The sequence below is a fragment of the Mobilicoccus sp. genome (assembly GCF_032060985.1).
Classification (GTDB): domain Bacteria; phylum Actinomycetota; class Actinomycetes; order Actinomycetales; family Dermatophilaceae; genus Mobilicoccus.
In genome coordinates, this window is record NZ_DAMBGD010000015.1 from 98,894 (window position 1) to 110,453 (window position 11,560).

Below are 11,560 nucleotides of genomic sequence, written 5' to 3' on the forward strand. Positions count from 1 at the left end.
CGCCATCACCCACGAGCACCCGAGGAGCCCCCATGCACATCGACGGCGACCTGGCCCGCGACGGCGTCTGCTGCGTCCGCGGCGTCACCACCCCCGAGTTCGTCGACCTCGCGCGCGAGGCGATCGAGGAGAACCTCGCCGACCTCTCCCCCGGCGCCAAGCGGGCGAGCGCCGGCGACGACGGCGCGTTCGTCGAGGACTTCTGCTCCTGGCAGCGCATCCCGGCGATCGAACGCTTCGCCCGGGAGTCCGGCGTCGCGCAGGTCGCGGGCGAGCTCATGGGCGCGCGGCAGGTGCGGCTCTACCACGACCACGTTCTCGTCAAGGAGCCCGGAACCCGCCAACGCACCCCGTGGCACCAGGACCAGCCCTACTACAACGTCGCCGGCGCGCAGAACGTCTCGATGTGGTTCCCCGTCGACCCGGTGGCGCGGGAGTCGACCCTGGAGTTCGTCGCCGGCTCCCACCTCGGGCCGTGGTTCATGCCGCGGACCTTCCTCGACGACCAGGCGAAGTGGTTCCCCGAGGGAAGCCTCGCCGAGCTGCCCGACATCGACGCGCATCCGGAGGAGTTCCGCGTCCTCGGGTGGGAACTCGAGCCCGGCGACGCGGTGTTCTTCAACATGGCCACACTCCACGCTGCGGGCGGGGTGTCGGGCACGAACCGTCGCCGCGTCCTGTCGTTGCGGTTCCTCGGTGAGGAGATGCGCCACGCCCCCCGCGCCTGGACGACCTCCCCTCCCTTCCCCGGCCTCGAGGACGAGCTGCCCGACGGCGCCCCGCTCGACCACCCGCTGTTCCCCGTGCTGTGGGAGCGCGACCGCGCTGTTGCCTGAATCGCGCTGCCTGACCCGCGCTGCCTGACCCGCGCTGCCTGGGCCGATCGACGGGCGGGCATGGACGACCGGAGGCCGGAGGGCGTCGACGTGAGCATCGACGCCCTCCGGTGACGGTGCCCATCGAGAACGCCGTCACCCGGTCACGGACATCCTCCGCTCACACCTCGCCGCCACATCCCTGCCATCGCCCCTCGCGCTGACACCGCCGCGTCGTGGACGAGAGACGTGCAGGGGACGGCGGGGCTGGCAGACGAGGCGGATGCGAGATGAGGCGGACGCGAGACGAGGGCGGCGCGGGCGGGCGTCGGGGATCCGCTCACCGGGCGGCGCGGCGCAAGGCGGAGAGCCAGGCAAGCGTCGCCGTCCCGGTCGTCACGAGCGCGAGTGCGAGCGCCACGAGGAGACGGCCGGGCGTCGTGGCGGTGAGTGGCCAGCCGAGGACACCGACGAGCCACAGCGGCCCGTCCGCCATCCACGTCGCGCCGAAGACGAGGCTCACGACGAGGACGACGAGTGTCGTGACCAGGGCAGCGCCGACGCCGAACCGGGTGACGAGCCACAGACTCACGGTCAGCACCATCGCGCCGACGGCGAGCGAGACGGCCGGATAGGCGACCGAGAGGCCGTGCGCGCCACGGCTCATCCTGGCGACGATCGTCACCCACCCGACGACGGCCACGAGCAGCCCGGCGCAGAGCGCGAGAAGGGCGGCGGCGTGCGACGCGGGATGTCCGCGCAGGACGGCGATCCGCCACGCGTCCGCGTTCGCCGACCACGCGAGGCACGCGAGGACGCAGGCGCCGAGTGGGACGAGAATCCACGTCCCCACACCGGTCACGTCGCCGGCGTCCCGCAGCAGACCCATGAGTGCCACCGCGACGAGCGAGACGAGAGTCAGGCCCGGGATCGCCGTGCCCCGCAGGAGGGCCCACTGCGCTCGAATGGGACAGGGTCGATCCCTCTCGACCTCACCCCCGGCCGGGACTATGGCCGGGACGCGACGGGCCGCGGGGCGGGTCGCGCGACGGGTCGCGTCGTCGACGCGTCCCGGGTCGACGACGGGGGCCGAACCGACGGAGGCCGGGTCGACGGAGGCCGGGTCGACGGAGGCCGTGCGAGCACGCAGGCGTGCGAGGCCGATGGCTCCGGGCTCGGTGACGATCCCGGCCCGCGCCGCGGCCACCACGACGACCGTCACGGCGAGCAGCACGGACATGAGCGCAGGCCACCAGGGGCTCCACCCCCACACCGCGGATTCCGGCTCGAGGCGGATCCCGTTCTGGTGGACGCCGAGGACGGGGAGCAACCCGCGCACACCCCAGGTCCATGGCTGCACCCACCAGGAGGACGACTCCGCGAGCACCGTGCCGAGGATCTGCCACGCGACCGCGAGACCCACCGTCGCGATCATCCCCGCGCGGGGCGCGACGACGGCGGCCAGGGACAACGGCACGAGCGAGCCCGCCGAGAACACGAGCCACAGCGTGACGAACCGCGCGACGGGCGGAGCGTCCAACCCACCGAGCAGCCCGACCCCGAGCAAGGGCAGCGTCACGGCCGCGTGGAGCAGCACCGACTGCCACGCCAACACGAGTATCCGCGCGAGGAACGCCGTCCGCGGCGACAGCGGCCGCGCCCACGTCCCGCCGTCGCGCGCCGCCGCCTCACGCGCGATCGTCGTCGCCGCGAGCACCGCGACGACCGGCGCGAAGAGTCCGGTCGCGTAGAGGGTCTGCCAGCCGAGCAGCCCGCCCCAGTCGGGCGCGGCCGACATCGCGACGAACCACCACCCGAGGCCCTGGAGCACGCACAGCAGCAACCCCACCGCGGCGAACCGCGAGGAGGCGCTGTGCCGAGCCCGCATCCGTTCGGCGAGCACTGCCGACGACAGCGACACGCTCGTCGGGGTGGACGGGGTCGTGGTCGTGGGCGTGGTCGCGGATGACGGTGGCGGTGTGGGCGTGGAGGGGGTCGTCGTGGACGGAACGAGACTCGTCACCGCGCCGCCGGACTCGGAGGACGAGGGCGTGGATCGCCGACTCATCGCGCACCCCCGGTCGTCACGGCGAGGTAGGCGGCTTCGAGGTCGCCGTCGGCGAAGTCGGACAGCGGTCCCTCGTAGACGAGGCGGCCGCCGGCGAGGACGCCGATGTCGTCGGCGAGACGCACGACCTCACCGAGCTGGTGGGAGCTGATGAGGACGGTGCGTCCGCGCGCGGCGAGGTCCCGGATGAGCTGCCGCAACTCGATGATGCCCTCGGGATCGAGTCCGTTCTGCGGCTCGTCGAGGACGAGGACCTCGGGGTCGGTGAGCAGCGCGACGGCGAGCGCGAGCCGCGCCTTCATCCCCGTCGAGAACGAGCGCGCCCTCTGGCGGCGGGTGTTACGGCCCGTGGCGCCGAGCCCGACGATCTCGAGCACCTCGTCCACCCGCGCGTCGCCGACACCGGTGAGGCGAGCGTGGACGGCGAGGTTGTCGCGGGCTGAGAGGTGTCCGTACAGGGCCGGCCCGTCGATGCTCGCACCGACGTGCGCGAGCGAGGCCCGCGCGAACGGACGCCCCAGCAGGTACGCCTCGCCGGCGTCCGCGGCGAGCAACCCGAGCATGATCTTGAGACTTGTCGACTTGCCCGCGCCGTTGCGACCGAGGAGCGCGTAGACGCGACCCGGCGTCACGGTGAGGTCGAGACCATCGAGCACGGTGTGGCCGCCGAAGGACTTCGCGAGGCCCCGGCAGCCGAGGGTTGGAGCGGTGATCGTCATGAATTCAGCCTCGTCACCGCAGCTCAGGTCCACATCCTGCCCCAGGAGGGTTCATCGACGAGCCGCTCTCCTCCTCAAGGAGGAGGCACCACGGCGAAGGCTCGCGTCGACCCCGACGCCCGACCGGGTGCGCGGCGGCGCGTCAGCGCAACGGGACCATGTGAGTGCCGTCGGCCGGGCCGACGAGACCGACGCCGTGGGCGAGGACGACGAGCGCCACCCGATCACGGGCGTCGAGCTTGAGCAGCAGGTTGCCGACGTGCGTCTTGACCGTCGTCTGCGCGATGAACAGTTCCGCGGCGATCTCGGCGTTCGTGCGCCCACGGGCGATGAGCTCGAGCACCTCGACCTCGCGGGCGGTGAGGCTCGCCACCGCGGAGTCGGCCCCGCCCCCCGCCCGGGCAGCCGCACCACCATCACTCCCGCCATCGCCGCTGCCACTGCCACTGCCACCATCGATGCCCCCACCGTCGTCACCCGTCGGTGCCGGGACGACTCCGGGGCGGTGGAGGGCGGCGAGGAGGGCCGGGGTCGCCTGGCTCGCGACGACGGCCTCGCCGCGGTGGACCGCGCGGATCGCGTCGACGACCTCGGTCGGCGCCGAGTCCTTGAGGAGGAACCCCCGAGCCCCGGCACCGACGGCGCCGAGGACGAGCTCGTCGACGTTGAACGTCGTGAGGATGAGCACGCGCGGTCGTTCGCCCCGTTCGACGATGCGGCGGGTGGCCGCCACGCCGTCGAGGCGCGGCATCCGGATGTCCATGAGGACGACGTCGAGAGCCTCACGCGCGGTCATCTCGACGGCCTCGCTCCCGTCGCCGGCGGTGGCGACGACGGTCATGTCGGGCTGGGCGTCGATGAGCGCGGAAAACGCGGAGACGAGCAGGGCCTGGTCGTCGACCACCGCCACCCGGATCGGCGCCGCCTCCGACCCCTCGGCCGGTTCGTTCGTCTCATCCGTCGCCAGGCGACCGGTCATGGATTCTCCTTGCTGGTCACGGGGATACGCGCACGGACGAGGAACCCCGCACCGTCGGGACCCGCGTCGAACTCCCCTCCGGCGAGGGTGACACGTTCGCGCAGCCCGGGGAGTCCGAAGCCCGAGGAGTCGCCCTGCGTGCAGGCGTCGTTGCGGATCTCGACACGGCAGGAGTCGGAGTCGCCGTCCTCGATGACCCGGAGCATCGCGTCCGGAGACGGGCCGCCGTGCTTGATGACGTTGCTCAGGCCCTCCTGGACGACCCGCACGACGGCCAGTCGCGCCGGCGCCGGCCACCGCGACTGCCAGGTGGCGATTTTGCCCTCGTCCGGCAGGTCGGCGTCGAGACGCACCCCGGCGCCACGGGCCGCCTCGACGAGGGCGGCGAGCCGGTGAAGATCGCCGGAGACCTCGACCCCGGCACCGTCGTCACGGAGCACGCTGACGAGAGACCGCAGTTCGCCGAGCGCGCTCTTGCTCGAGTCGCGCACGCCGGCGAGGGAGTCGCGCATGTGCGCCTCGGTGCCGACGGCGAGCGCCGTACTCGCCTGCACGTTCACGACGGCGAGGGAATGGGCGACGATGTCGTGGATCTCGCGCGCGATCCGCGCGCGTTCGTCGGCCTCCGCCTGCGCGACCCGCCGCCCCGCCTCCCGCTCGTGCTCGGCCCGCGCCCGGGCGAGCGCGTCGACGTGGGCGAGCTCCGTGCGACGACGTCCGCTCGCCCACAGGTACGTCCCGACCATGCCGAGGATCATGAGGGCGATGAGTCCCCCGCTCGCGCCGCCGGGCACCTGGTTGAGGGGGCTGACGAACGCGCCGGCGATCCCGAGGAGCAGCGCGCTCACGCCCCACGCCGTCGGATCGTGCCGGGCGACCTTGTAGAGCGACAGCGGCGCGCACAGGATGATCGGGCTCACGCCGAAGTTGATCGACGTGCCCGACATGAGCGCGGCCATGCCCGCGAGCAGGGCGTACGTGGCGACGAACGACGCCCGGCGATGTGTGCTCCGCACGAGGAGGGCCACGCTCAACCCGACGTGGAGGAGGAAGAACACGACGCCGTGCCAGGCCGGCGACGGCACGAGCACGATCACGGCGTAGAGGGCGGACAGGGCCGCACCGCACGCCGCAAGGGCGACGTCGGCGATCGGGGGTCGGGTCACCCTCCCAGGCTAGGAACCACGACCTCCCCACACCTCCTCCTCGGGGAGGAGCGCGCCGTCGCGATCGGTCACCGTCGAGACGAGGATCTCCGTCTGCCGACGGCACCGAGTGCCACCCGTCGCCCCCCTCCGCCGTCGTTCCCCCTCAGGGTCGGTGGTCGCGGGAGACGGCGATGTGCTGTTGGGCGAGGCGGCGCAGCGCGGTGAGGACGGGGTCGACGAGCACCGTGCCGAGGATGACCTGGCGGACGGCGGCCGTGGGCTCGGGCGGAACGCTCGCCACGTCGATCTCCCCGATGCGCTCCACGGCGTCGGCGTAGGCGTCCAGGCGCTCCTCGTCGACCCCGATGCCGGCGGACTCGCACGCCGCCCACGCCCGGTCGAGGTCGTCGAGGACAGGGTCGTGGAGGTCGATCTGCCAGCCGCGTCGGCACACCCAATCACGCGCCCGGGAGGTCGGGATCGCCCGGGACTCCGACTCGTCGAGGTCGACGAACCCGGCACCCAGCAGCGCGCGTTGGGCGCAGCCGAGGACGCCGAGGCGTTCGACCTCCGGTCGGTCGATGACGTGCAGGACCCGCCCCACGGTGGCGAGGTCGAGGCCCCCCACCTCGGTGAGGGCCTTGATGAGCGTCACCCGGTCGACGTGCGAGTCGTCGTACTGCGCCTGGTTGGGCGACGTCGCGCGACCGGGCGGCAGGAGGCCCTCGCGCAGGTAGTACTTGAGCGTGGGCACGGACACGCCGGTGCGGGCGGACAGCGCGGACATCCTCATCGTCGATCACCTCTTGACACGGATAGTACTACTCCCCATAACTGGATAGCAGCACTCGCCATTGAGAGGTGGTCCCATGTCGTCCCTCACCCACGCCCATGACGGCGGTCTCGTCGTCTTCCACATCGGTCTGACGATCCGCCGTCCCCACCGCCCCGACCTCTGGATGCCGGTGTTCGCCGCCATGCCACGGATGCTCGCCGAGCTCTCCCGCAACAAGGAGGCGTCCGCCCGGGGCGAGGCCGAGGACCTCGGATTCCTCGGCGCCGAGACCCTCGTCGGCGCCAAGGGTCCCTGGGTCGTGCAGTACTGGCGCAGCGTGGAGCACCTCTACGCCTACGCCGGGAGGCAGGACCTCGCGCACGTCCCCGCGTGGCGCGCCTTCAACACGAGGGCCCGGGCTCACCCCGATGCGGTCGGCATCTGGCACGAGACCTACGTCGTTCCTGCGGGCGGTGTCGAGACGTTCTACGGCAACGGCGCTCGGGTCGGCCTCGCCGCCGCCACCGGCGCCCTGGACGCCGCACGCCGGGGTCGCACCGCCCGCGAACGCCTCCACTCGGGCACCGACCCGCTCCCCGCCCCCTGACCAGGTCGGATCACCAGGCCGGGTCACCGGGCCGACGCACCGCGCCGGGTCACCGCCGGGAGGCGGCCGCGTGCAGCAGCCAGGCCTCGGTGCCGGCGAGGCCGACGCTGAGGAACACGCGCGTGCCGTCGGGCACGGGGACAACTCCGGTGAGAACGGCCCCGAGGTGGACGATTCCGCCGCTCTCGGCACCGGCGACGCCGTCGTCGTCACGGCCGTCGCCCCCGCCCCTCGCACCTCCGACGCCACTGTCGCCGCCGGTACCCCCGCGGTTGTCGTCCCCGCCGTCGCCGCCGTGAGGCGGGCTTCCGGCGAGGACGTGGGGTGGGTCGTAGCTGCGCAACTGGGCCGGTGAATCGGTGACGACGAGGGCGGCGTCGCGCACGAGGTCGGGTCTGATCTCGGACCGGCCGACCTGCTTGGGCCCCAGCGTCGTCACGTACGCGCCCGCATCGATGTCGCCCGGACCGAGCACGGGCGTCCCCGACGAGGTCGCGACGACGACGATGTTCGCGTCGTCCACCGCCTCGCGGACCGATGCAGCGGGCCGGACGCGCAGACCCAGCTCGACGGCGGCGCGGGCGGCGAAGTCCTGTCGGTGCGCCTCCGTCGGCGAGTATGCGCGGACGGGGAGGGAGCGGAAACGCTCGGGCAGCGCCCAGAGTTGATGCCAGGCCTGCCGACCCGTCCCGAGCACGGCGACCGCGGTCGGGCGGGCGGGCGCGAGGGCGTCGAGGGCGACCGCGCCGATGGCGCCGACTCGGCGGGGACCGAGGGCGGCGCCGACCGCGAGGGCGGTCACGGCTCCCGTCGTCGCGTCGTGGACGACGACGAGCTGATCCTCGTCCGTCGATCCGGGCGCCGTGTAGGAGCGGTAGCCGTACCACGCCCCGTCCACGGAGCCGCAGGTCAGCGTGAGGCGGCGGTCGCCCAGCTCGACGACGGTCCGCGGCGGCGCGTTCAGCCGCCCTTCGTAGGCGGCGACGATCGCCGCACGCATCGCCGCCCGCGCCATCTCCGGCGTCACCCGGGCCTGGACGTCGGCGTCGCTCAGCACCTCCACCCACCCAGGATGACAGTGGACGACGGCGGGCGGACGTCGCCGAGTCGACCTCGCACCGGAGGCGAGCGCTCGGACCGGAGCGCGGCCCCTCCGGTCCGAGCACCAGCCTCCGGTGCGAGATGCGTGAGGGAGAATCGAGCGGTGCAGTGCGACTACTTCGACGCGGGCGTGTGCCGCTCGTGCACCCGTATGGGCGAGCCCTACGACCGACAGGTCGCGGACAAGGACGCACGGGTGCGGGCGATCGTCGGCGCGCGCCCCGGACTGACGTGGGAACTGCCGTTCACCTCACCGGAATCGCACTTCCGCGCGAAGGCGAAGATGGTCGTGGGCGGAACCCCGCAGGCACCGACGCTCGGGATCCTCGACGGCGACGGACACGGCCTCGACCTGCGCGCGTGTGGACTCCTCGGACCCGCGACGACGGCGGCCATGCCGGTCCTCGCGGACTTCGTCGGCACGGTGGGACTGCGCCCCTACGACGTCCCCACCCGTACCGGGGAGCTCAAGAACATCCACGTCCTGGAGTCCGACACCGGTGAACTCATGGTGCGGTTCGTCCTCCGCTCCGAGGGACAGGTCGGTCGCCTCCGCCGCGGACTGCCCGCGCTCCGCGAGCAGCTTCCGGGGCTCCGAGTCGCCTCGGCGAACCTCCTGCCCCAGCACGCCGCACTGCCCGAGGGTGACGAGGAGATCCTGCTCACCGAGGAGTCGACCCTCGCGATGCGCGTCGGCGACGTCACCCTCCACCCGATGCCGGGTGCGTTCGTCCAGACGAACACCGCCGTCGCGTCGGGGCTGTACCGGCAGGCCGCGACCTGGATCGAGCAGGCCCTCCCCGCGGCCGGGGACCGACACGACGACGAACCGACGGCGCAGATCCTCGACCTCTATTGCGGCGTCGGCGGATTCGCCCTCCATGCCGCCGGCCCGGGACGGGAGGTGCTCGGGGTCGAGGTGAGCGAACCAGCCGTCGCGAGCGCCCGTCGGAGCGCGGCCGAGGCCGGGTCACCCGCGCGGTTCGAGGTCGGCGACGCGACGAGCTACGCCGAGACCCTCGCGGAGGCGCCGGATCTCGTCATCGTCAACCCCCCGCGCCGGGGCCTGGGGGCGCGCCTCACGACGTGGCTGGAGGATTCCGGGGTCGGCACGGTCGTCTACTCGAGCTGCAACCCGGCCACTCTGGCGCGCGACCTCGACGCGATGCCCTCGCTGCATCCGGTGCGCGCCCGCCTGTTCGACATGTTCCCGCAGACCGATCACGCCGAGGTCCTCACGCTGCTTCGCCGCCACTGAACCGACCTCAGCCACAACGGTTCACTCGGCACCCTTGTGGTGGGAACGCCAGGCCGACCTCAGCCACAACGGTTCACTCGGCACCGTTCGGGTCACGCCGGGTGAGGCGCGGGGGCGCGCCCTCGTCACCCCTGGACGCTCACCCCCGCGGACCAGGTCTTGTACCCACCGTCGAGGTTGCGGACGCCGTGGCCGGCGTCGGTGAGGATGCGCGAGGCGAGGTGGCCCCGGATGCCGACGGCACAGTGGACGACGACGTCCCCCTCCGGCACCTCCGCGATCCGCTCGCGCAGGTCGTCGACCGGGATGTTCACCGCGCCGGGGATCGCGCCAGCGGCGAACTCGGCGGGGGTGCGCACGTCGAGGATCGGCACGCCCGCCTCGTGGGCCGCGGCCATCTCGTGCCACTGGATCGTGTCCTCGATTCCCGTGGAACGGTTCTCGTCGACGAACCCGAGCATGTTGACGGGGTCCTTCGCCGACCCGAACTGCGGGGCGTAGGCGAGCTCGAGCTCGGCGAGGTCGGTCGCGGTGAGGCCCCCGCGCATGGCGGTGGCGATGACGTCGATGCGCTTGTCCGCACCGTCGCGACCCACGGCCTGGGCACCGAGGATCTCATCGGTCTCCGGGTCGACGAGGAGTTTGAGCGAGAGGCCCTCAGCGCCGGGGTAGTACCCGGCGTGCGAGAGCGGGTGGGTGTGGATGACGCGGTGGGGCCGGCCGGCGGCGACGAGGCGCTTCTCGTTCCACCCGACGGTGACGACCTGCAACCCGAGCACCCCGACGATCGCCGTGCCGAGCACCGGCCGGTTCCGGGCCTCCCGTCCGGCGATGGTGTCGGCGATGCGACGACCCTGCAGGTTGGCGGTGTTCGCGAGCGGAACGAGGGTCTCCTCACCGTCGAGGGCGTCCCGCTTGACGACGGCGTCGCCGGCCGCGTAGATGCACGGGTCGCTCGTGCGGTGGTGCTCGTCGACGAGGATCGCCCCACCCTTGCCGAGGTCGAGGCCCGCGTCGGCGGCGAGTCCCGACTCCGGGCGCACGCCGATCGCCGCGACGACGACGTCCGCGGGCACGCGGGTGCCGTCGTCGAGCTCGACGTCGTCCTCACCGATGGCGGTGACCGTGGCGGACAGGCGCAGATCGACGCCCCCCTCGCGCAGCACGGCGTGGACCGGGGAGACCATCTCGGGGTCGAGGGGGGCCATCACCTGCGGGAGGGCCTCGACGAGCGTGACCGTCAGCCCGCGGTGCAGGAGGTTCTCGGCCATCTCGACGCCGATGAACCCGCCGCCGATGACGACCGCCGTCCGGGCGTCCGCCACGGCGGCGACCATCGCGTCGGTGTCCTCGACGTTGCGCAGTCCGAGCGCCCGCTCGATGCCGGGGATCGGCGGCCGGATCGGCGCCGCGCCGGGGGTGAGGACGAGCGCGTCGTAGGGCAGCGCGGACTCCTCACCGGAATCGAGATCGCGGACCGTCACCGTGCGGGCGTCACGGTCGATCGCGACAGCCTCGGTGCGCACCCGCACGTCGATGTCGAACCGCGCGTTGAGCGACTCGGGGGTCTGGAGCAGGAGGGCCGAGCGCTCCTCGATGACGCCGCCGACGTGGTAGGGCAGCCCGCAGTTCGCGAACGACACGTGACCACTGCGCTCGACGACGGTGATGCGGGCATGCTCGTCGAGGCGGCGGAGGCGGGTGGCGGTGGACATTCCGGCGGCGACGCCGCCCACGATGACGATGTTCATGGCGCCGACTATACCCCCTGGGGTATGCTGGTGTCATCGATCGTGCACCCGACGCACCCGACCCGAGGAGACCTCCATGTGCCGAGCCACCCCCTGCCGGATCTGCGGCAAGACCACCTGGGCGGGCTGTGGCCGCCACGTCGACGCCGTCAAGGCGACCGTTCCCCCCGGGCAGTGGTGTGGCGGCCACACCGACGCCGACACCGGCTCCCGGCCCAAGGGGTTCCTCGCCCGCTTGCTCGGGCGCTGACCTCGACCAACCCACCGGATCGGCCGGTCTCCCCCCGCTGCGACCGGACCCCGACCCCGGGCAGACCAAGACCACCGACCCCAGCCCCC

The 11,560-nt window shown here is 72.9% G+C and carries 11 protein-coding genes; 4 read left to right on the forward strand and 7 right to left on the reverse strand.

Going from position 1 to position 11,560, the window contains the following annotated elements; translation table 11 throughout:
• Positions 1-32: 32 nt before the first annotated feature.
• Positions 33-836 carry a phytanoyl-CoA dioxygenase family protein gene (locus tag RT054_RS12215; protein WP_312720097.1) on the forward strand — a complete coding sequence of 268 codons (804 nt, stop codon included), beginning with the start codon at positions 33-35 and terminating at the stop codon, positions 834-836.
• A gap of 319 nt (positions 837-1,155) precedes the next feature.
• Here the strand turns inward: RT054_RS12215 and RT054_RS12220 are convergent, their stop codons facing one another.
• The 5 genes from RT054_RS12220 to RT054_RS12240 form a co-directional block, all read right to left on the reverse strand.
• Positions 1,156-2,736 (reverse strand): hypothetical protein, encoded by a 1,581-nt coding sequence (locus tag RT054_RS12220; RefSeq protein ID WP_312720098.1) that lies wholly within the window; start codon positions 2,734-2,736, stop codon positions 1,156-1,158.
• 143 nt (positions 2,737-2,879) lie between these two features.
• Positions 2,880-3,602: an ATP-binding cassette domain-containing protein gene (locus RT054_RS12225; protein ID WP_313023903.1), complete on the reverse strand. Its 723-nt coding sequence runs from the start codon at positions 3,600-3,602 to the stop codon at positions 2,880-2,882.
• Positions 3,603-3,744: 142 nt separating this feature from the next.
• Positions 3,745-4,581: a response regulator transcription factor gene (locus RT054_RS12230; RefSeq protein WP_313023907.1), complete on the reverse strand. Its 837-nt coding sequence runs from the start codon at positions 4,579-4,581 to the stop codon at positions 3,745-3,747.
• Entirely contained in the window at positions 4,578-5,747 is a 1,170-nt protein-coding gene (locus tag RT054_RS12235; protein WP_313023911.1) for a histidine kinase, read from the reverse strand. The genes RT054_RS12230 and RT054_RS12235 overlap by 4 nt, the downstream gene beginning before the upstream one ends.
• Before the next feature lie 145 nt (positions 5,748-5,892).
• Positions 5,893-6,522, reverse strand: a complete 630-nt coding sequence (locus tag RT054_RS12240; protein WP_312720103.1) for a MerR family transcriptional regulator — start codon at positions 6,520-6,522, stop codon at positions 5,893-5,895.
• A gap of 76 nt (positions 6,523-6,598) precedes the next feature.
• Here RT054_RS12240 and RT054_RS12245 point away from each other — a divergent pair, with 76 nt between their 5' ends.
• The gene (locus tag RT054_RS12245; RefSeq protein WP_312720104.1) at positions 6,599-7,111 is read left to right on the forward strand and encodes a DUF4188 domain-containing protein; all 513 of its coding nucleotides are present in this window, start codon (positions 6,599-6,601) and stop codon (positions 7,109-7,111) included.
• 49 nt (positions 7,112-7,160) lie between these two features.
• Here RT054_RS12245 and RT054_RS12250 read toward each other — a convergent pair whose 3' ends face one another.
• Positions 7,161-8,174 (reverse strand): hypothetical protein, encoded by a 1,014-nt coding sequence (locus tag RT054_RS12250; protein WP_313023916.1) that lies wholly within the window; start codon positions 8,172-8,174, stop codon positions 7,161-7,163.
• A 141-nt stretch (positions 8,175-8,315) separates the two neighbouring features.
• Between RT054_RS12250 and RT054_RS12255 the strand changes: the two genes are divergently transcribed.
• Positions 8,316-9,470: a methyltransferase domain-containing protein gene (locus RT054_RS12255; protein ID WP_313023919.1), complete on the forward strand. Its 1,155-nt coding sequence runs from the start codon at positions 8,316-8,318 to the stop codon at positions 9,468-9,470.
• A gap of 125 nt (positions 9,471-9,595) precedes the next feature.
• Here RT054_RS12255 and RT054_RS12260 read toward each other — a convergent pair whose 3' ends face one another.
• Entirely contained in the window at positions 9,596-11,221 is a 1,626-nt protein-coding gene (locus RT054_RS12260) for an FAD-dependent oxidoreductase (protein ID WP_313023922.1), read from the reverse strand.
• A gap of 76 nt (positions 11,222-11,297) precedes the next feature.
• Between RT054_RS12260 and RT054_RS12265 the strand changes: the two genes are divergently transcribed.
• The gene (locus tag RT054_RS12265) at positions 11,298-11,471 is read left to right on the forward strand and encodes a hypothetical protein (protein WP_313023925.1); all 174 of its coding nucleotides are present in this window, start codon (positions 11,298-11,300) and stop codon (positions 11,469-11,471) included.
• The last annotated feature ends 89 nt before the right edge of the window (positions 11,472-11,560 follow it).

Coding starts and splice junctions, on each gene's coding strand:
- RT054_RS12260 (WP_313023922.1), bottom strand. CDS start 11,221: ATGAACATCGTCATCGTGGGCGGCGTCGCCGCCGGAATGTCCACCGCC.
- RT054_RS12265 (WP_313023925.1), top strand. CDS start 11,298: ATGTGCCGAGCCACCCCCTGCCGGATCTGCGGCAAGACCACCTGGGCG.
- RT054_RS12225 (WP_313023903.1), bottom strand. CDS start 3,602: ATGACGATCACCGCTCCAACCCTCGGCTGCCGGGGCCTCGCGAAGTCC.
- RT054_RS12245 (WP_312720104.1), top strand. CDS start 6,599: ATGTCGTCCCTCACCCACGCCCATGACGGCGGTCTCGTCGTCTTCCAC.
- RT054_RS12215 (WP_312720097.1), top strand. CDS start 33: ATGCACATCGACGGCGACCTGGCCCGCGACGGCGTCTGCTGCGTCCGC.
- RT054_RS12230 (WP_313023907.1), bottom strand. CDS start 4,581: ATGACCGGTCGCCTGGCGACGGATGAGACGAACGAACCGGCCGAGGGG.
- RT054_RS12240 (WP_312720103.1), bottom strand. CDS start 6,522: ATGAGGATGTCCGCGCTGTCCGCCCGCACCGGCGTGTCCGTGCCCACG.